General features: G+C 70.1%; 18 protein-coding genes. 8 read left to right on the top strand and 10 right to left on the bottom strand.

Annotated features, from left to right (window positions below):
* Positions 1-420 (bottom strand): NUDIX hydrolase, encoded by a 420-nt coding sequence (locus OG587_RS00430; RefSeq protein WP_329085742.1) that lies wholly within the window; start codon positions 418-420, stop codon positions 1-3.
* Positions 421-437: 17 nt separating this feature from the next.
* Between OG587_RS00430 and OG587_RS00425 the strand changes: the two genes are divergently transcribed.
* The 3 genes from OG587_RS00425 to OG587_RS00415 all read left to right on the top strand — a co-directional run bounded on the left by OG587_RS00425 (position 438) and on the right by OG587_RS00415 (position 2,910).
* Positions 438-1,136, top strand: coding sequence for a DUF6758 family protein (locus tag OG587_RS00425; protein WP_329085741.1), 699 nt, complete (start codon positions 438-440; stop codon positions 1,134-1,136).
* Between the two features lie 142 nt (positions 1,137-1,278).
* A complete protein-coding gene (locus OG587_RS00420; RefSeq protein WP_329085740.1) occupies positions 1,279-2,004 on the top strand; it encodes an MBL fold metallo-hydrolase in 726 nt (241 codons plus the stop codon).
* Entirely contained in the window at positions 2,005-2,910 is a 906-nt protein-coding gene (locus OG587_RS00415; RefSeq protein WP_329085739.1) for a RecB family exonuclease, read from the top strand. It abuts the gene before it with no gap.
* A gap of 41 nt (positions 2,911-2,951) precedes the next feature.
* On the opposite strand, the gene OG587_RS00410 is transcribed toward OG587_RS00415, so the two are convergent.
* The 3 genes from OG587_RS00410 to OG587_RS00400 all read right to left on the bottom strand — a co-directional run bounded on the left by OG587_RS00410 (position 2,952) and on the right by OG587_RS00400 (position 6,813).
* Positions 2,952-3,869 (bottom strand): oxygenase MpaB family protein, encoded by a 918-nt coding sequence (locus OG587_RS00410; protein ID WP_329085738.1) that lies wholly within the window; start codon positions 3,867-3,869, stop codon positions 2,952-2,954.
* A 54-nt stretch (positions 3,870-3,923) separates the two neighbouring features.
* Positions 3,924-4,796, bottom strand: a complete 873-nt coding sequence (locus OG587_RS00405) for an alpha/beta fold hydrolase (protein ID WP_329085737.1) — start codon at positions 4,794-4,796, stop codon at positions 3,924-3,926.
* 112 nt (positions 4,797-4,908) lie between these two features.
* Positions 4,909-6,813 (bottom strand): DEAD/DEAH box helicase, encoded by a 1,905-nt coding sequence (locus OG587_RS00400; RefSeq protein ID WP_329085736.1) that lies wholly within the window; start codon positions 6,811-6,813, stop codon positions 4,909-4,911.
* A gap of 370 nt (positions 6,814-7,183) precedes the next feature.
* Between OG587_RS00400 and OG587_RS00395 the strand changes: the two genes are divergently transcribed.
* The gene (locus tag OG587_RS00395; RefSeq protein WP_329085735.1) at positions 7,184-7,834 is read left to right on the top strand and encodes a ferritin-like fold-containing protein; all 651 of its coding nucleotides are present in this window, start codon (positions 7,184-7,186) and stop codon (positions 7,832-7,834) included.
* Between the two features lie 664 nt (positions 7,835-8,498).
* Here the strand turns inward: OG587_RS00395 and OG587_RS00390 are convergent.
* The 6 genes from OG587_RS00390 to OG587_RS00365 all read right to left on the bottom strand — a co-directional run bounded on the left by OG587_RS00390 (position 8,499) and on the right by OG587_RS00365 (position 12,949).
* Positions 8,499-8,729 carry a DUF3107 domain-containing protein gene (locus tag OG587_RS00390; RefSeq protein ID WP_329085734.1) on the bottom strand — a complete coding sequence of 77 codons (231 nt, stop codon included), beginning with the start codon at positions 8,727-8,729 and terminating at the stop codon, positions 8,499-8,501.
* A 182-nt stretch (positions 8,730-8,911) separates the two neighbouring features.
* Positions 8,912-9,541 (bottom strand): TetR/AcrR family transcriptional regulator, encoded by a 630-nt coding sequence (locus OG587_RS00385; RefSeq protein ID WP_329085733.1) that lies wholly within the window; start codon positions 9,539-9,541, stop codon positions 8,912-8,914.
* Positions 9,542-9,601: 60 nt separating this feature from the next.
* Positions 9,602-9,898 (bottom strand): hypothetical protein, encoded by a 297-nt coding sequence (locus tag OG587_RS00380; protein WP_329085732.1) that lies wholly within the window; start codon positions 9,896-9,898, stop codon positions 9,602-9,604.
* A 610-nt stretch (positions 9,899-10,508) separates the two neighbouring features.
* Positions 10,509-10,874, bottom strand: a complete 366-nt coding sequence (locus OG587_RS00375) for a hypothetical protein (RefSeq protein ID WP_329085731.1) — start codon at positions 10,872-10,874, stop codon at positions 10,509-10,511.
* Positions 10,875-11,625: 751 nt separating this feature from the next.
* The gene (locus OG587_RS00370) at positions 11,626-11,946 is read right to left on the bottom strand and encodes a hypothetical protein (protein WP_329085730.1); all 321 of its coding nucleotides are present in this window, start codon (positions 11,944-11,946) and stop codon (positions 11,626-11,628) included.
* A gap of 667 nt (positions 11,947-12,613) precedes the next feature.
* Positions 12,614-12,949, bottom strand: coding sequence for a hypothetical protein (locus OG587_RS00365; protein ID WP_329085729.1), 336 nt, complete (start codon positions 12,947-12,949; stop codon positions 12,614-12,616).
* 458 nt (positions 12,950-13,407) lie between these two features.
* Here OG587_RS00365 and OG587_RS00360 point away from each other — a divergent pair, with 458 nt between their 5' ends.
* The 4 genes from OG587_RS00360 to OG587_RS00345 all read left to right on the top strand — a co-directional run bounded on the left by OG587_RS00360 (position 13,408) and on the right by OG587_RS00345 (position 17,900).
* Positions 13,408-14,316 carry an alpha/beta fold hydrolase gene (locus OG587_RS00360; RefSeq protein WP_329085728.1) on the top strand — a complete coding sequence of 303 codons (909 nt, stop codon included), beginning with the start codon at positions 13,408-13,410 and terminating at the stop codon, positions 14,314-14,316.
* A gap of 77 nt (positions 14,317-14,393) precedes the next feature.
* A complete protein-coding gene (gene moeZ / locus OG587_RS00355) occupies positions 14,394-15,575 on the top strand; it encodes an adenylyltransferase/sulfurtransferase MoeZ (RefSeq protein WP_329085727.1) in 1,182 nt (393 codons plus the stop codon).
* 193 nt (positions 15,576-15,768) lie between these two features.
* On the top strand, positions 15,769-16,503 hold the full coding sequence (locus OG587_RS00350) for a hypothetical protein (RefSeq protein WP_329085726.1): 735 nt from the start codon (positions 15,769-15,771) through the stop codon (positions 16,501-16,503).
* Positions 16,497-17,900 carry a S8 family serine peptidase gene (locus tag OG587_RS00345; RefSeq protein ID WP_329085725.1) on the top strand — a complete coding sequence of 468 codons (1,404 nt, stop codon included), beginning with the start codon at positions 16,497-16,499 and terminating at the stop codon, positions 17,898-17,900. The genes OG587_RS00350 and OG587_RS00345 overlap by 7 nt, the downstream gene beginning before the upstream one ends.
* The last annotated feature ends 209 nt before the right edge of the window (positions 17,901-18,109 follow it).

Below are 18,109 nucleotides of genomic sequence, written 5' to 3'. Positions count from 1 at the left end.
TCACGGCGGTCCCACGGCGCTCACCCCGGGCGCGATGACCGCCCACTCGACCAGCGCGTCCAGCAGGCCGGGGGTGAGGGGGAGTCGCGAAAGCTCCTCGCGGGTGAACCAGCGGGCGTCCGCGGCGTCGTCCCCGGCGGCGAGCGTGCCGCCGGAGACCTCGGCGAGATAGTCGCGGATCTCGTAGACGGCGCCGCCGGGACCGGGGCGGTCGACGGTCCCGGCCAGGCGCCCGGGGACGACCGTCAGCCCGGTCTCCTCGAGGACCTCCCTGACGACCGCCTCGGGGTCGGACTCCCCGGATTCGACCCGCCCCCCGGGGATGGACCACAGGCCCGCACCGGGCGGGCGGCCACGGCGGACCAGAAGCAACCGTCCCGAGCCGTCAAGGATGATCGCTCCGACACAATTTACGCGCACGTGAACAAGATTACGTTGTGATAACGACCCAGCCTCTTGACGGATGGGCCGCGGAAGAAGCAGCGTGGGTAGGCGTGAAAGCCGCCCCTACGTGCCCACGGTGTTTCGGCCCGCTTCGTCCGCCGAGTGCTTGGTCAAGCTCCTGGAGATGCGGTCCGCACGGTGATGTCCTGCCGTTCCAGCCACCCAGACCTCCGTCCTCCGCCGCGGTGGAGGCCGTCATCCGAGATTCCCGCGTCCCCGTCTGGGTTCCCTGGCCGCTGCCCACGGGGTGGCTGGTCACGGGGTTCGCCGAGGCGGGCGACGAGCGCAGCGGCGTGCGGGCCACCGTGGTCGCGGTCTCCGGCCCCTCGCTGACCCAGGGCCCCGCCGACCTGCTGATCATCGCCGAGGAGCCCGGGGTAGGGCTCGGCGCGACGTTCGCGGGACTGGAGGGCACCGATCCCGGTACCGGGTTCGACAAGGGCCCGCCGCACGCCAAGATCGAGGTCAGGGGCCATCCGTGCGCCCTGTGGTGCGTCACCGCCGCCCCCGACCGGGCCGTCTACGCGGGTGAGGCGCTGGGAAACTGGCTCTGGGTGGTCGTGTGGCCCGCCGAGGCCGGTTACCTCATCACCCTGGCCGGGCTGTCGCTGCGCGACCTGCGCGACCGCGACCAGGCCCTCGACCTGCCCTTCGGGGCGTTCTCCCCGCGCCTGGACGTCCCGGCGTCCTGACACCGCCGGTGCGCCCGCGTTCCCGCGCGGGCCGCCCCGGCCCCGGCCCCGTCCTCATCTGCCTGCCCGCCCACCCCATATTCGGAGCCTTGACCGTTCCGTCCGAACCGGGGGGCGGGGGGAGGCAGTAAAGTTCGGAAGCGTGACAGCGCGTATCGAGCGAGTGGTGACCGAGGGCGTCGTCGATGTCGACGGCGTCGAGCACAAGGTCGAGAACAACACGTGGATCCTGGGCGACGACGAGGATGTCATCGTCATCGACGCCGCGCGCGACGCGGAGAGGATCCTGGAGAAGGTCGGCGAGCGGGAGGTGCTGGCGATCATCTGCACCCACGGCCTGCCCGACCACGTGGGCGCGGCCATCGAGGTCGCGGCCAGAGACGAGGCGGTGGTCGCCCTCCACCCGAAGGACCGGCCACTGTGGCGGCTGACCTGGCCGGACACCTGGCCGGACATCGACATGGAGGACGAGGGCCTGTTCGAGGTCGGCGGCGTCCAGCTGGAGGTCATGTCCACCCCGGGCATCTCCCACGGCGGCGTCTCGCTGTACTGCGAGGCCCTGGACGCGGTCTTCACCGGCAAGACCCTCCAGGCCGACGGCCCCGGCAGGATCGGCGGTGAGTATCCCGCCCTGGCCGACCAGCTGACGGCCATCGGAGGGCGGCTGTTCACCCTGCCGCACCGCACCCGGGTGCTGCCCGCGCACGGAGAGGAGACGACCATCGGCGATCTGGAGCCCCAGTTCGACGCCTGGCTCTCCGGCTCGCTCACCCGCGACGCCAACGCGCCGGCGGAAGAGGAGGGTCCGCTGACCGACGGCACGCGTGCGGCGGGGATCCGGCTGAATCCCCGGAACGATCTGCTCTAGATGGACCAGCTTCCCCTGGAGGGCATGCCGCGGCGGCTCTACGCCTGCACGCCGTCGCGGCTGAACAACTGGCTCGACTGCCCCCGCCGCTACCGGTTCACCTACCTGGACCGGCCCGCGCCACAGAAGGGCCCGCCGTGGGCCCACAACAGCGTGGGCGCCAGCGTGCACAACGCGCTGGCCGCCTGGTGGCGCGAGCCACACGAGCGGCGTACGCCCGAGCTCGCGGGGAGCCTGCTCGCCAAGGGATGGATCAACGAGGGGTTCCGCGACGCGGAGCAGTCGCGGACCTGGCGTGACCGTGCCACGGAGATGGTCTCCGGATACGTGGCGAGCCTCGACCCCTCCGCCGAGCCGGTCGGCGTCGAGCGCACGGTCGCCACGCGCACCTCCGTCCTGGCGCTCTCCGGCCGCGTGGACCGGCTCGACCGGCGCGGTGAGGAGCTGGTCGTGGTCGACTACAAGACCGGCCGCCGCCCGCTGACCACCGACGACGCCCGTTCCTCGCTCGCGCTGGCGGTCTACGCCATCGCCTCCTCCCGGATGATGCACCGGCCCTGCCACCGGGTCGAGCTCCACCACCTGCCGACCGCCTCGATCGTGGAGTGGGAGCACACCGACGAGTCGCTCGCCCGCCACCTGGGCAATGCCGAGGAGATCGCCGTCGAGGCGTCCGAGGCCGACGAGCGTTACAAGGGGTGGTCGGCCACGACCCGGCCCCGGGGAGCCGCCCCGGCCAAGGCGCGCGGCGGCGACCGCACCCCGCCCGCGGTGCCCCCCGAGATCGACGCGGCCTTCCCGCCCCGTACGGGCCCCCTGTGCTCGTGGTGCGACTTCCGTCGCCACTGCCCCGAGGGGCAGGCCGCGGGCGACGAGCGCGAGCCCTGGGCGGCCCTCGCCGACTGACCCCGCGCCCGGGATCCGGTCCGGGAGAGGACGGCGCGCCGTCAGCGTCGCGGGGAGGGACGGGACGGCCAGCGGCGCGGGTCGGTCAGCCCCCTGAGCCCCCCGGCCATGTCGTAGCCCGCCGCGCCGAGCCGCTCGCGCGAGGCGGCGAGCATCTCGCGGGTGGCGGGCATGAAGGCCCGGTCGTGGACGTGTTCGGGAAGCGTGTCCATGACCAGCCGGAACGCTCTCAGCGCCGCGGTCACCGCACCCGGCGGCACCTCGGGCAGCACGCCGTACATCCGCCTGGCCCAGCCGGGCAGTGCGTAGTAGCAGAGCGCCCCGAAGGGGAAGTAGGCGGGTTTGCCGGGGGCGAGGGCGCGCAGCTCGGCGGGCAGGCGCGGCCACATCAGGAAACGGACCGTGGACACGGCCTCGGGGGTGACCCTCAGCAGCGGACGCGTCGAGGCGAAATAGCCCTCCAGCTCCGCCACGGAGCCCGGCACGTCCTCGGCGTGCAGGCCGACGTAGGTGGCGCTGCGGCGCTGCTCGGCGAGGTAGCGGTCGGCCTGGCGGTCGCTGAGCCCCAGGCCCGCCCGCCGCGCCACGGACAGGTAGGAGGAGACCTCCGCGCAGTGCACCCAGAGCAGCAACTCCGGGTCGTCCACCCGGTGGATCCGGCCGGTGCCGGGGTCGTCGAAGCGCAGCCGCCGGTGGATCCCCCGGACGCGGCGGCCGATCTCGTCGGCCTCCGCGGGGCTGCCGAAGGTGACCCTGCCCACGAAGTCCGCCGTGCGGTGGAGCCTCCCGAACGGATCCCGCCGGAAGTCGGAGTTCTGCCAGACCCCGCGCATCGCGAGCGGGTGCAGGGCCTGGAGCATGAGGCCACTGACCCCGCCGATCCACATGGAGCGGTCGATGTGCACCAGCCACGTCACGGTGTGAGGAGGCTGGACGACGATGTCCTCGATGCTCGCCATGGTCAGCAAATGGTTACACGGCGGCCGATGACCCGTCCAACGGGGGCACTCGGCTCAGCTCCTCAGACGGCTCTCGGCGGCGTTCCAGAAGCGGATGAGGGCGGCGGCCGTGGTCTCCGGGGCCTCCACCGCCGGGGAGTGGGCCGAGCCGGGGACGACCACGCAGTCGGCGTTCAGCCGGCGGGCCATCTCCGACTGCATGCGCGGCGGCCAGCCGTCGTCGTGCTCGCCGTACAGGACCAGGGTGTCGACCTCGACCTGGGTGAGCTCGTCGCACCGGTCCGGCGCGGTGAGCACCTCCTCGGCCATCGTGAGCATGCCGACGGCCGAGTTGGCGAACAGCCGCTTGCGCAGGAAGGAGATGATCTCGTCGGACACCCCGGAGGCCAGGGCCTCGGGCTCCATCCGGGTGTGCCACAGGTGCTCCAGGCCGATGCCGGGCAGCTCCGAGATCATGAAGCGGCCCGCGCGCTCGCGGGGCCCGACGATCGCGGCGGGCCCGGAGCTCATGAGCGTGTAGGACACGAACCGGGTGCGGCCGTCGATGACCGCCTCCCGGGTGACCAGGCCGCCGAACGAGTGGCCGACCAGGTGGATCGGGCCGCCGTGGCCGACCACCTGGGCCAGGACGTCGACGTCGTTGCCGAGCGCGGCGCAGGTGTAGGCGCTCCTGTCGTCAGGGCCGTTCGTCTCGAACTGGCCGCGCATGTCGATCGCGACGACCTGGCGTCCCGACTGCGCGAGCGTCTGCAGGACCGCGATGAAGTCTTCCTTGCTGCCGGTCAGGCCGGGCACCAGCAGGGCGGGCCACCGCTCGGGGATGCCGCTGACGGGCAGAGCCTCCAGTACGGCGAAGGCGCCCACCGCCGTCTCGATCTGGCGAGAGCGGACGCCAGGAGGCAGGGTCAGAAAACGCGGCGTACTCACGTGGCCCCACGATACCTCTCTTGGTGACATCGCTCCGTGCGTCCGGAAGGGGCCGGGAGCGTGAAAAGGGGCGCCACCGATATGGTCGCGCCCCTTTTCATGGTGGTACTTGCTAGTTAGGGCGACGCATTCCCCGCTGCGGCTGGCCGCTGCGCACCGGTGGGCGACGACGGCTCTGCACGCGTTCCGAGGCCGCCGAGGGGGCGATCTCGTCATCCTCCGACGCCAGGTCCGGCGACTTGAAGATCACCGAGAACGGGCTCGGGGGGATGATCTTCTCAGGCTGAGGCCGGGTTACGAGGGCCTCCGCCACGGGTTCGTCGTCCCAGCGCTCAGCCATGGTGTCGTCGTCCTCTCTGGGGTCAGTGAACTCCGCCACCTGCTCCTCGGCCCACGACGGAGCCGAAGGGGTCTCCGGGACCGCCGGGGTCACCGGGATGTCCGCCACCTGCTCGCGCCTGCCGCGGCGCTGCCGGCGAACCGGCTCCTCCGCCACGGGCTCCGGGTGAACCGGAGCCACCGGGGCCTCTGCCGTGCCGACGAGGCTCACCTCGGGATTCAGCCCGGCCTTGCGAGCCCGGCCCCTGCGGGGCGCGGTCTCGGCGGGCTGCTCGTCACGGATGTCCTTGCGGGCTGCCACGTCCGTCTCCACCTCGGCGATCTCGACGACAGGGGTCTGGACCTCCTCGGCCGCGACCGGCACGGGGGTGTCCTCGCCGGTACGGCCCCCACGGGTGCGACGACGTTCGCGGGACGTGCGCGCGGGGCGCTCGCGACGCTCCTCGCGATCGTCCTCGCGTCCCTTGCGGGAGTCGTCCTCGCGTCCCTTACGGGGAGAGCGGGAGCGGATGCGGCCCGTCTCGCCGAGATCCTCGACCTCCTCGGCGGCCAGGCCCGCCCGGGAGCGGTTGGCGCGCGGCAGCACGCCCTTGGTGCCCTCGGGGATGCCCAGGTCGCTGAAGACGTGCGGGGAGGTCGAGTAGGTCTCGACCGGCTCGGGGAAGGCGAGCGAGAGCGCGTTGTTGATGACCTTCCAGCGAGTGAGGTCCTCCCACTCGACGAAGGTCACCGCGACGCCCGTCTTGCCGGCCCGGCCGGTGCGGCCGATCCGGTGCACGTACGCCTTCTCGTCCTGCGGGCAGTCGTAGTTGACGACGTGGGTGACGTCGTCGACGTCGATGCCACGCGCCGCGACGTCGGTCGCGACCAGCACGTCGATCTTGCCGTTGCGGAAGGCCCGCAGGGCCTGCTCGCGCTGGCCCTGACCGAGGTCGCCGTGGACGGCCGCGGCGGCGAAGCCGCGCTCCTTGAGCTGCTCGACGACCATGTCGCAGGCGCGCTTGGTCTCACAGAAGATCATTGTGAGCCCGCGGCCCTCGCACTGCAGCAGGCGGCCGACGATCTCGATCTTGTCCATCCGGTGCGTGCGCCAGACGAACTGCGTCGTCTGCGGGGTCGCCTCGGACTCGATGTCGTTGTTCTCCGCCCGCACGTGGGTGGGGCGGGTGAGGTAACGCCTGGACAGGGCGACGATCTCGCCCGGCAGGGTCGCGGAGAACAGCATCGTCTGCCGCTCCGCGGGGATGAGCTTGATGATGCGCTCGATGTCGGGCAGGAAGCCCAGGTCGAGCATCCGGTCGGCCTCGTCCAGGACGAGCATCCCGATCTGGCTGAGGTCCAGGTGCTTCTGCTTGACCAGGTCGAGCAGACGGCCCGGGGTGCCGACGATGACGTCGACGCCCTGCTTGAGCGCCTCGATCTGGGGTTCGTAGGCGCGCCCGCCGTACACGGTGAGGATCCGCGAGCCGAGCTTGCCGGCCGCCGTCACAAGGTCCTCGGTGACCTGGACGGCGAGCTCGCGGGTCGGTACGACGACCAGCCCGCGGGGCTTCTTGCGGTTCTTCCTCGGCTTGCCGACACGTTGCAGCATCGCCACGCCGAAGGCGTAGGTCTTGCCGGTGCCGGTGCGCGCCTGGCCGATGATGTCCTGGCCGTTGAGGGCCAGGGGAAGTGCCATTTCCTGGATCGGGAACGGCGCGATGATGCCCTCGGTCTCAAGGGCATCGGCGATCTCTGGGGTGACTCCGAGGTCTCGGAACGTCGTCAGCTTGGCCTGCCTAAATTCTCCGTTGAAGGCAGGCCTGCCGGGACCACGGGCAGAAAACGTGTTCCCCGTGCCGGGTCCTCGCGGAAGGTCCAGCCCTCTCATGTCATCAGCGACCGCTGCGGCGTCACGCCGACTTTTGGGGGCGTCCGGGCGTGGATATCCCGGATTAACACGGTGCGGTCGCACTTTCACAGAGCAGTGTACTCGATACCACAACGGAGAACCGATTTCTTCTTATTCCCGGTGAATCGCGAGGTCGCTCAGCTCGTAGGCTGCGTCCATGAGCGATTCCCCTCCCGGCGTCTCCGACCTGCTGGGCGTCCTCGCGTACGCCGAGTTGACCGCGTTCCTCAGACTCGCCGAGGACGCCACCAGATACGCCCCCTCGCTGACCGATCAGGCGGCTCTCGGCGGCCTCGCGGCGGCCGAGTACGCGCACTTCGAGTTGCTCCGTGACCGGCTCGCCTCCCTCGGGACGGATCCCGAGGAGGCGATGGCGCCGTTCGCCAAGCCGCTGGACGACTGGCACGCCCAGACCTTCCCGGGAGACTGGCTGGAGGCTCTGGTGAAGGCGTACGTCGGTACGGGGATCGCGCTCGACTTCTACCGCGAGGCGGCCATCGGCGTGGACGACGAGACGCGGAACCTCGTCGACGAGGTCCTCGCGGACGAGGGGCGGTCGCAGTTCGCCGTCGAGCGGGTCCGCGCGGCGCTCCAGGAGGACCCCAGGCAGGCCGGGCGGCTGGCACTGTGGGCCAGGCGCCTGGTGGGGGAGGCGCTGAGCCAGGGACAGCACGTGGCCGCGGCCAGGCCGGACCTCGCGGCCCTGCTGGTGGAGGCGGCCGGGGAGGACATCGGCCGGATGTTCGCCCGGCTGACGGAGAAGCACGGCCACCGGATGGCCGCCCTGGGACTCACCCCGGGCCCCTAGCGTGGCGGGCGGGCAGTTCGCGCGGCTGAAGGAGGCTGGAGGGGTCTGGAGGGGTGGGGCGGCGCCGGGCGGGTGTTCGCGCCGACCGGAGCGTTCGTGTGGCGGCCGGGCTTTGGCGGCCGGGCTTTGGCGGGCCGGGTGTGCGGGGGCCGGCGGGGTGTCCGCGGCAGGGTTTCGCGGCCGACCGGACGCGCGGGCCTGACAGGCGGTCACGGAGCCTGACTCAGGGTTTCCGAACCGTCCCGGAGCCTGTTCGCCAGGGGCGGAGCGGGCAAGCCGGTCCGCGGATCACGACGCGTGAGACGCCGAACGGCTGTAGCGTGCGAGACATGAGGGCCTCGCGCCGCTATGGCAGTTCCTTGACGAGATGTGGGCCGAACCGCTGGACTTCGCGTCCCGTGCTGCGCAGGGGAGGCGCGGGCTGCCCGGCGGTGAGCCGGGGACGGGAGCATCTCCGCCGCGTCAGACGCCCGCGCTGCTGCGGGCTCGGCGAGCGGGACGAGTGCTCCGGCACCTGAGGGCGAGTGTTCCCGAGCGGGACGTCACCGCCGGGTGGATCCGATCCCGGCGTTCCTCCCGTCGGCTTCGGCGGCACGCTCGCACCGGATCCGCGGACCGCGCCATGCCGGCGAAGGACGACGACCCGGCGCGAGCCCGGGATCCGTCAGAGCGTGCCGCCGAAGCCGACGGGACGCGCCTCCTCCTCGCCGATCTCGATGAAGCCGAGTGAGGCGACCGGGACGATGATCTTCCGGCCGTTGACGTCGGTGATGGTGAAGGCACCGCTGCTGGACGCGAGGGCCGCGCTGATCTCGCCCTCGAGCTGCTCGGCAGTGAGGTCGGTCTCCACTACGAGTTCACGGTGTACGGAACGTACGCCGATCTTGATTTCCATCGTGCTCCCTTTCGATCTTTCGATGAGGGTTGCTCGTCCCATGGTCGCCCCATCGGAGACCCGACGCGCCGGTTGATCGCGCGAAGCGAACAGCTGATCGCGGCAAGCGAACAGCCGGCCCGGAGGCGGGGGTGCCTGAGGGGGTCGCCGGTGGTCGGCGACGGTGCGGGGACCGGAGTCTGTCAGTGATCGGCGACGGTGCGGGGGAAACCGGAGATGCCGCGCCATGACAGGCGGGCGATGAGCTGGGTGGCCGCGTCCTTGGGAATGGAGCCGTTGCTGCTGATCCAGTAACGGGCGCTCACCTCGGCCATGCCGACGAGCCCGACGCCGAGCAGGCGCGCCTCGTCGCTGGAGCAGCCGGTGTCCTCCTGGATGACCTGGCTGATCATTTCGGCGCTCTCGCGGAGGTTGCGCTCCATGCGCTGGCGGACCGGGGCGACGTTGCGCAGGTCCGACTCGAACACCAGCCGGAACGCCTCACCCTGGCTGGAGACGAAGTCGAAGAAGGCGCCGATCGCGGCCTGGACGCGCTGCTTGTTGTCCGTGGTGGAGGCGAGGGCGTCGCGACAGCGGGCGATCATGTCGTCCACGTGCAGGTCGAGCAGGGCCAGGTAGAGCTCCTGCTTGCCCGGGAAGTGCTGGTAGAGGACCGGCTTGCTGACACCTGCCCGCTCGGCGATCTCGTCCATCGCGGCCGCGTGGTAGCCGTTCTCCACGAACACCTCCTGCGCCGCGCTGAGCAGCTGGCGGCGGCGGGCTGTCCGGGGCAGCCGGGTGCCCCGGGGCTTGGCGTCCGGGGTAGCGGTCACGTGGTCTCCTCGTGTCAAGCTCCTGGCGTCTGGGGCCATCCTACGCGTGGGTAACCCGGGTCAACGATAATCGTCCTCGTCGAACTCGACGGTGCGTCGCTGCTCGAAGGCGTCCGAGGGATCGGCCTCCAGGAGGATGGAGTCGGGCCACTCCGACTCTTCCTCGCGCACCGTGCGGCTCCGCTCGGCGGCGTCGGAGGGATCGACCTCCGCGGGGAGGTCGACGGGCGCTTCGGAGCCGTTCTCACGCACCGGCCGGTGTTGCTCGGCGGCGTCGGCCTCGGGTGTCTCGATCGAGGGTTCCTCGGGAAGGCCGTCGACCGTTCCCCCGTGCGATCTGTCGCCGCGCGCGTTCATGTCTGACATCCCCTGTCGTCATCCGGGCTTCGGCATGTTCCCTCTCCTGGCCCGGTTCCTGCAAACGTCGGACATCGCCCAGCGTACGACCTCGGATGCCGCGCGTTGAGAAAGACGCGGCATCGGATTGCCCATGGCAGTACCTGCCGCATCGGCGGTGTTTCACATCTGTCTGACGATATCTACGAACATGTGTTCGACACCTGGAGTGAGGTGCCGGACCGGAAGAGCCACGTCGAGAGGGTCGGGGGTGTCGCGCCGCCTGTGGCATGAGGGAGGGGGGTGGTTTGAGGGGGCAGGGGGCCGGGGAGGGAGAAGGGCCGCCGCCGGGCGCCGGATGTCACAGGGCGGGGGCTCCGCGGTCGGAAAACCGCGGAGCCCCCGCCTGCAATTCGTGAGAAATGAGAACTCGCACTGTATTGAGAGTCGGAATCCCGGGAAGATTATCCCCGGCTTTCCGTGATCACCGTTCGGACCGGCGTTTCTCCGTGGAGGAACGTGATCCTGGTGAATACGGGATCCCTGCCTCTCGGTAACGGTTCAGGAGCCGCTCTGAAACACGGTTCCAGCCGTTGCCGACCTCGTATTCCGATCCTGTGTCAAGCGTGGATCAGGACGCGGCGGCGGGTGGGGCCGCAGGTGCCGCAGCTGCCGCAGGCCCCTCACCGTCGCGCCTGCGCTCGCGCTGGATAAGGGGCACGACGCGGTCGGAGCGGGTGTCGTTGTGCAGACGGTTGCGGTTGAAGGTGTCGTTGTTGTGGAACACCCGGAAGCGCTCGTGACGGCGGTGGTGGAAGCGGTGGCGGTCACGGCCGCAGCAGCCGCCGCCGCCCCACGTCGCGAAGGTGCCGGCGGTGACCGCGGTGGTCATCGCGCCGGCGCTCGTGACAGTGGTCGCCGCGCCCATGGCGACGACTCCGCCGGTCAGCGCCGTGCTGATCGCGAGCCCCGCGAGGACACTCTTGAACTTGGGCATTGCGTTTCCCCCTTGAAAGGATCGATTTTACCAATTTTCGGCATTTCCCGTATAGGTCGGGAATTGCCATAGATGGTTGGGGATAGCCGGTGATGAGCCATCCCTGGTTGTCATGGTTTCCTCGTATGTCTGCCGACAAACAGAGATCGAAGGCTTTTACGCTATTCTTAGCTATTTATCGTCGATGATGGATACCTATTGGCCGCTTTGAAGTGAAATGTATTTAATGTCGCATTTGTTCTTTGAGGGGGAAGGTGGGGCGCCGGGTGCTGTCGAATGGTGAGCCGGTGCCGCTCTCACGCGTCGGCCGGTGTCGCTCCACGGCTTCGACCTCGGGCGTTCCGGAGAAAGCTCCTCGGGAAGGTCGTCGGCCCTTCCTGCGTGCGATCCGCCGCTGTGCTCCGGCGTCGAGGTGACGGGGGTGGAGGGGGAGGGGGAAGGCGGTGTGCCGGAAGCCGGGGGGTGACGCGGGAAGGCCCCGCGGTTCGAAAACCGCGGGGCCTCGTTTTGACTTCATGGAATGAGAACTCGCACTGTGTTGAGAGTCAGGGTCTTGGGGATTTCTCCTCAAGTTTCCGTTGTCGCTGTTTGGCCGGTGTTTCCGGGTGAGAAGCCGGGCTGTGGCGAATACGGGGGTCCTGTCTCTCCGTCACGGTTTCGGGGCCGCGGGAAATCGCGGATCCGGCCGTGTGTGGTCTCCTTCTCCGACCGCGCCGCGCCCCGATCGGGGTATGCGGCCTCGGTCCGGTGGCTATTCCTCGCCGCCGCCAAGCGGCACGAGGCGCTCGCTGCGGTTGCGGTTGAACAGCTCGTTGTCGTTGTGGTTGCGGTTGTTGAGGCGCAGCCTGAAGTGCCTACGCTCGTGGAAACGGTGGCGGTGGAAGCTGCCACGGGAGCCGCAGCAGCAGCCGCCGCGCTCGCCGCCGCCGCAGGTCGGGAAGGCGGCGGCGGTGACCGCGGTGGTCATCGCGCCGGCGCTCGTGACAGTGGTCGCCGCGCCCATACCGACGACTCCGCCGGTCAGCGCCGCGCTGATCGCGAGCCCTGCCATGACACTCTTGAACTTGGGCATTGCGTTTCCCCCTTGAAAGGACTGATTACCCCTGTTTTCGACATTTCCGCATAAATTGGAAATTGTCAGGGATGGCCGGTGATGAGCCATCCCTGGTTGTCATGGTTTCCTCGCATGTCTGCTGACAAACAGAGATCGAAGGCTTTTGCACTCCTCTTAGCTATTTATCGTCGATGATGGATGCTTATTGGTCGTTTTGAAGTGAAATGTATTTAATGTCGCATTTGTTCTTTGGGGGTGGGGAGGGTGCCGGACGCTGCCGGTGAATGAGCCGGTGCCGCTCTCGCGTGACGGCGTCAGGTGACGTCGAGGTGATGGGAGGGGGACGGAGTCGGATGGGAGAGGGGGAGGGGGAAGGCGGTGTGCCGGAAGCCGGGGGTGACGCGGGAAGGCCCCGCGGTTCGAAAACCGCGGGGCCTCGTTTTGACTTCATGGAATGAGAACTCGCACTGTGTTGAGAGTCAGGGTCTTGGGGATTTCTCCTCAAGTTTCCGTTGTCGCTGTTTGACCGGTGTTTCCGGGTGAGAAGCCGGGCTGTGGCGAATACGGGGGTCCTGTCTCTCCGTCACGGTTTCGGGGCCGCGGGAAATCGCGGATCCGGCCGTGTGTGGTCTCCTTATCCGACCGCGCCGCGCCCCGATCGGGGTATGCGGCCTCGGTCCGGCGACTAGTCGTCCTCGCCGGCGAAGAGCGGCACGAGGCGGTCGCTGCGGCTGTCATTGCGCAGGTGGTTGTGGTTGTGGTTGTGGTTGTTGATGATCAACCTGAAGCGGTGGTGGGTGCGGTGGCGCTCGTGGTGGCGGTGGCCGCGGCCGCCGCAGCGGCAGCCGCAGCCGCGACGCCAGCCACAGCCGCCACCGCAGGTCGGGAAGGCGGCGGCGGTGACCGCGGTGGTCATCGCGTTGGCGCTCGTGACGGCGGTCGCCGCGCCCACACCGACGACTCCGCCGGTCAGCACCGTGCTGATCGCGAGCCCCGCGAGGACACTCTTGAACTTGGGCATGCGTTTCCCCCTTGAATGATCGGTTACCCCGATTTTCGACATTTTCCGCATAAGTCGGAATTGCCGGAGACGGCGAGTGGTGAGCCATCCCTGCTTGTCATGATTTCCACCCATGTCTGTCGAGAAACAGGAGTCGAAGGCTTTTACGCTCCCCTTATCTATTTGTAGCATATCTTGGGCCCTTATTGATTATTTTGAAGTGAAATGTCTTTAATGTCGTATTTGTTCTTCGAGGAAGAGTCGGATGGGTGCGGGGAATGGGGGCCGGCCGCTGTGGGCGGGCCTCGGCGGCCGCGAACGAAGGTGAGGTGCCATCGAGCTAATGCTGATAAATCGTGTAATAAAAGACATCTGGCGAAAATGGTCTTATGTGCCTTTTGTGGTATCCGGAGGCTGTCGCCTGGCATGTCACGGGCCGAACTATCGTGGAAGGGCAGTGGAACGACAGGAGGCGAGAGGTGAACAACCCAATCCCCATCTGGCCGGGCGAGACGATCGACCTCGGCGACCAGCGGGTCCACGTCCGGTCGACACCGCGAGGGCCCGCCGAGACCGCCGTCTACGTGCACGGCCTCGCGGGCTCCGCGACCAACTGGACCGATCTGATGGGCGAGCTGTCCGGGGTGGTGACGGGGCACGCCCTCGACCTGCCCGGTGCCGGATACTCGCCGGAGCCGCCCGACGGCGACTACTCCGTCGACGCCCACGCCCGGACGGTCACCGCCCTGATCGAGCGGGTCTCCGACACCCCCGTACACCTGTTCGGCAACTCCCTGGGCGGCGCCGTCTCGGTGCGGGTCGCCGCCACCCGCCCCGACCTGGTCCGCTCGCTGACCCTGATCTCGCCGGCCCTGCCCGACCTCCTGCCCCGGTACGGCCCGGCGCGGGTGGCGCTGTCCACCGTGCCGCGGATCGGCGAGTGGGCCGCGGGCCGGCTGACCCTCGTGCCCGCCGAGCGCAGGCTCGGCGTCACGCTCGCCATGTGTTACGCCGACATGGGGCGGATCCACCCGGACCGGCTCAGGGAGGCGGCCGAGGAGCTGCGCCGCAGGGACGGCCTCCCGTACGCGGTCGACGCGCTGATCAACTCGGCCCGCGGCATCGTCGCCGAGTACTTCAGGCGCGGAGAGACGAACCTGTGGCGGCAGGCGGCCCAGGTGAGCGCGTCCACGCTGGTCGTCCACGGCCGCCACGACCGGCTCGTCAACCCCCGGATGGCCGCCCGCGCCCTCCGGACGTTCCCGCACGTGAGGCTGGTGCTGCTGCCCGACGCGGGGCACGTGGCCCAGATGGAGTTCCCCGAGCGGGTGGCCCGCGAGGCCGGGCTCCTGATCGCCGAGACGGTCCTCGCGCCGGTTGGGGAATGACAGGGGCACCGGGTTAGGTTGTGAGTGGAGAGTGCTGCGCCAGCCGCATCAAGGACCCCTGAAACGGGAGCAGAACTGTGTCGTTGCCACCGCTGGTAGAGCCGGCAGCCGAGCTGACCGTCGACGAGGTGCGCCGTTACTCGCGCCACCTGATCATCCCGGACGTCGGCATGGCCGGGCAGAAGCGCCTGAAGAACGCCAAGGTGCTCTGTGTGGGCGCCGGAGGCCTGGGTTCCCCCGCGCTGCTCTATCTCGCGGCCGCGGGAGTGGGCACCCTCGGCGTCATCGACTTCGACGTGGTCGACGAATCCAACCTGCAGCGGCAGGTCATCCACGGCCAGTCCGACGTCGGCCGCCCCAAGGCGGAGAGCGCCGCCGACAGCGTCAGGGAGATCAACCCCCTGGTCAACGTGGTCGTCCACAACGAGGCGCTCACCACGGACAACGTGATGGAGATCTTCGCCGCCTACGACCTGATCGTGGACGGCACCGACAACTTCGCCACCCGCTACATGGTCAACGACGCGGCCGTCCTCCTCGGCAAGCCGTACGTCTGGGGTTCGATCTACCGCTTCGACGGCCAGGCCAGCGTCTTCTGGGCCGAGCACGGCCCCTGCTACCGCTGCCTCTACCCCGAGCCCCCGCCGCCCGGCATGGTCCCCTCGTGCGCCGAGGGCGGCGTGCTCGGCGTGCTGTGCGCGTCGATCGGCTCCATCCAGGTCAACGAGGCCATCAAGCTCCTCGCGGGCATCGGCGAGCCGCTGGTCGGCCGTCTGATGATCTACGACGCCCTGGAGATGAACTACCGCTCGGTCAAGGTCCGCAAGGACCCCGAGTGCGTGCTCTGCGGCAAGAACCCGACGGTCACCCAACTGCTCGACGACTACGAGGCGTTCTGCGGCGCGGTCTCCGAGGAGGCCCAGGAGGCCGCCTCCGGCTCCACGATCACCGCCGCCGAGCTCAAGTCCTGGCAGGACAGGGGCGAGAGCATCTACGTGATCGACGTCCGCGAGCCGAACGAGTACGAGATCGTGTCCATCCCCGGCGCCGTGCTCATCCCCAAGGGCGAGTTCCTCAACGGCTCCGCGCTGGAGAAGCTCCCGCAGGACAAGAAGATCGTCCTGCACTGCAAGTCCGGTGCCCGCTCCGCCGAGGTCCTGGCGATCGTCAAGAGCGCCGGCTTCTCCGACGCCGTCCACGTGGGCGGCGGCGTGCTCAGCTGGATCAAGACGGTCGACCCTAGCCTGCCCGCCTACTGAGGGCCCACGTGTCCGGTGCGACCCGCGCCCCGTGGAGCACGCGCTCCGCGGGGCGCTCGCCGTTCGGAAGGTTCCACCAGGGGTCCACCAGAGTTCCGTCAGGGTTCCGCCGAGGTCACCAAGTGCTCTCCACGCTGACGGATCTGGACGGAACGGCGGATGACACCCGCCTCACCGCATTAAGGTCGGGGACGTGAATGAAGTCCCACGTCAGCGGCGGCGTTCATGGCCGACGCTGGTCGTGGCTTCGGCCCTGACGCTGTTCTGCGCGATCGTGGCCGGGGTGGCGAGCAGTGCCGCGGCGACGGAACTCACCCGGGGGCCGACCCAGGCGGAGCTCGACCGGGCCGCCCTCGACGAGGTGGCCAGGCGCTGGCAGGCCTGGCCCGCCGGGCGTGTCTTCCCCGAGACCGTCCCCTACGCCCCGGAGCAGGGCGGCGAGGAGAAGGCCCGCCGGGTGGGCATCTCGCCGGAGACCCGCTGCGACGGCGCGGTCGACGCCCCGCTGCGCAAGGCGCTGCGGCGGGCGGGCTGCCTGGGCGTCCTGCGGGCCACCTACATCGACGCGCTCCAGGGGATCGTCGTCACCGTCGGCGTCGCGGCCTTCGCGGACGAGCTCGGCGCCACCAGGGCCAGGGCGGCGCTGCCCAGGGGCGGCAGGCCCTCGCCCGGCCTGAGGGCGCTGGCCTTCCCCGGCACCGTCACCGACAGGTTCGTCTCCGCGGGGCGCCAGGCGGGCCTCGCCCGGCAGGCGGGCCCGTACGTGGTGATGGCCACGGTCGGCCAGACCGACGGCCGGCCCGCCAGGGCGGTCGGCGAGCAGCGGCCCACCCTGTTCGCGTTCACCGGGGACATCGCCGACCGCATCCTCGCCGACCTGTCCACCCCCGCCCGCCCCGACTGCGTCTCCACGGAGTGGCGATGCTGACCACACCGAGGCGTCTCCCCGCCACCGGACCGCCCGCGAGGGCGGGGTCGAGGAGGCCGAGGGCACCGGCGGCACCGGCGATGCCGCCGGTGCCGGTGACGCTGAGGCTGCCGGTGATCCGGAGGGCGCTGAGGAACGCGGTGACGCGGGTGGTGCCGGTGGTGCTCGCGGTCCTGGCGGTGCCCGCGGTCCTGGCCCCGGTTCCGGCAGCGCGGGCCGACGACGTCAGGGACAGCCAGCGGGAGGTGCTGCGGACCCTCGACCTGCCCGCCGCCTGGCGGATCTCCGAGGGCAGGGGCGTGACCGTGGCCGTGCTCGACTCCGGGGTGGACCGCGACCACCGCGACCTGACCGGTTCGGTGATCGAAGGCAAGGACTTCACGGTCGGGGCCAACCCGCCGGGGGTGAGCCCCCTGAGGCTGCACGGCACGTACATGGCGTCGCTGATCGCCGGGCACGGACACGGGCCGGGCGGCGCCGACGGGGTGATCGGCGTCGCGCCCCGCGCGAGGGTGCTGTCGGTGCGGGTCATCCTGGAGGACGAGGAGCCCGGCTTCCGGGAGTTCAACACCGCCGAGCGATACGAGAACGTGGTGGCCAGGGGCATCAGGCACGCGGTGGACCGCGGTGCCGACGTGATCAACATGTCGATCTCCAAGGAGCTGGCGACCCGGGAGGAGCGGTCGGCGATCCGCTACGCGATCTCCAAGGGGGTCGTGCTCGTCGCGGCGGCGGGCAACGAGGGCGCCGAGGAGCCGGACGCCAGCGGTTACGCCCCCTACTCCTATCCGGCGGCCTTCCCCGGGGTGGTCTCGGTCGCCGCGACGGACCGAGGGCTGCGCCGGGCCTCGTTCTCCAACCGGAACCCCTCGGTCCTGGTGGCCGCGCCGGGGGTGGACATCCTCGGCGCCGGTCCGGGTGACGAGTACTGGGTCGGCCGGGGCACCTCGCAGGCGACCGCCCTGGTGTCGGGCGTCGCCGCGCTCATCAAGGCCAGGTATCCAAGGATGTCGCCCGTGCTGGTCGTGCAGGCGATCACCGCGGGAGCCACCCGGCGGCCCACCGGCGGCTACGACACCGGTACGGGCTTCGGTGTCGTCAACGCCACCCGGGCACTCGCCGCCGCCGCCAGGATCTCCCGGCACACCCTCACCGCCGAGGGGGCCGGGGGCGCCGGTGGGCACGACCCCGCCCGCCCGCTGGGCCTGGCGGTCGAGCCGGTGCGGGTGGTCCACCGCGACCGGGACCGGATCACCCTGTACGGCGGGGTGGCCGTGGCCGCCGGGCTCGGCGCGGTCGTCTCCCTGATCGCGCTCGCCGTGTTCGTCGGCCGTACGCGCTCGTCGGAGATCTTCGAGGAACCCGTGCCGGATCCGATCACGGCTCCCTGGCCCTGAGCGCCCGGCGACGCCGGCCGGATTTCGGATTTCGGAGCCCGGCCCGGACCCTGCACCGGCCCTGGCACGGACTCCGGTCCGCTGCCTGGCCCGGACTCCGGTCCTGCCCCTGGGATGGACCTTGGCCCGGCCCCTGACCGGAACCGGAACCGGAGTCCGGTTCCGGTCAGGGGCGCCGGCTCCGGTCATGGGGAGTGTCGCGAAAATAC

Origin of the sequence: Streptosporangium sp. NBC_01469 (genome assembly GCF_036227305.1) — a bacterium.
Lineage (GTDB): Bacteria > Actinomycetota > Actinomycetes > Streptosporangiales > Streptosporangiaceae > Streptosporangium.
Note: the sequence above shows the minus strand (reverse complement) of the source record. Positions and strands in the feature narration are given on the sequence as shown.

Coding starts and splice junctions, on each gene's coding strand:
- OG587_RS00365 (WP_329085729.1), bottom strand. CDS start 12,949: ATGCCCAAGTTCAAGAGTGTCCTCGCGGGGCTCGCGATCAGCACGGTG.
- OG587_RS00400 (WP_329085736.1), bottom strand. CDS start 6,813: ATGGCACTTCCCCTGGCCCTCAACGGCCAGGACATCATCGGCCAGGCG.
- OG587_RS00345 (WP_329085725.1), top strand. CDS start 16,497: ATGCTGACCACACCGAGGCGTCTCCCCGCCACCGGACCGCCCGCGAGG.
- OG587_RS00415 (WP_329085739.1), top strand. CDS start 2,005: ATGGACCAGCTTCCCCTGGAGGGCATGCCGCGGCGGCTCTACGCCTGC.
- OG587_RS00370 (WP_329085730.1), bottom strand. CDS start 11,946: ATGCCCAAGTTCAAGAGTGTCATGGCAGGGCTCGCGATCAGCGCGGCG.
- OG587_RS00380 (WP_329085732.1), bottom strand. CDS start 9,898: ATGAACGCGCGCGGCGACAGATCGCACGGGGGAACGGTCGACGGCCTT.
- OG587_RS00375 (WP_329085731.1), bottom strand. CDS start 10,874: ATGCCCAAGTTCAAGAGTGTCCTCGCGGGGCTCGCGATCAGCACGGCG.
- OG587_RS00410 (WP_329085738.1), bottom strand. CDS start 3,869: ATGGCGAGCATCGAGGACATCGTCGTCCAGCCTCCTCACACCGTGACG.
- OG587_RS00395 (WP_329085735.1), top strand. CDS start 7,184: ATGAGCGATTCCCCTCCCGGCGTCTCCGACCTGCTGGGCGTCCTCGCG.
- OG587_RS00390 (WP_329085734.1), bottom strand. CDS start 8,729: ATGGAAATCAAGATCGGCGTACGTTCCGTACACCGTGAACTCGTAGTG.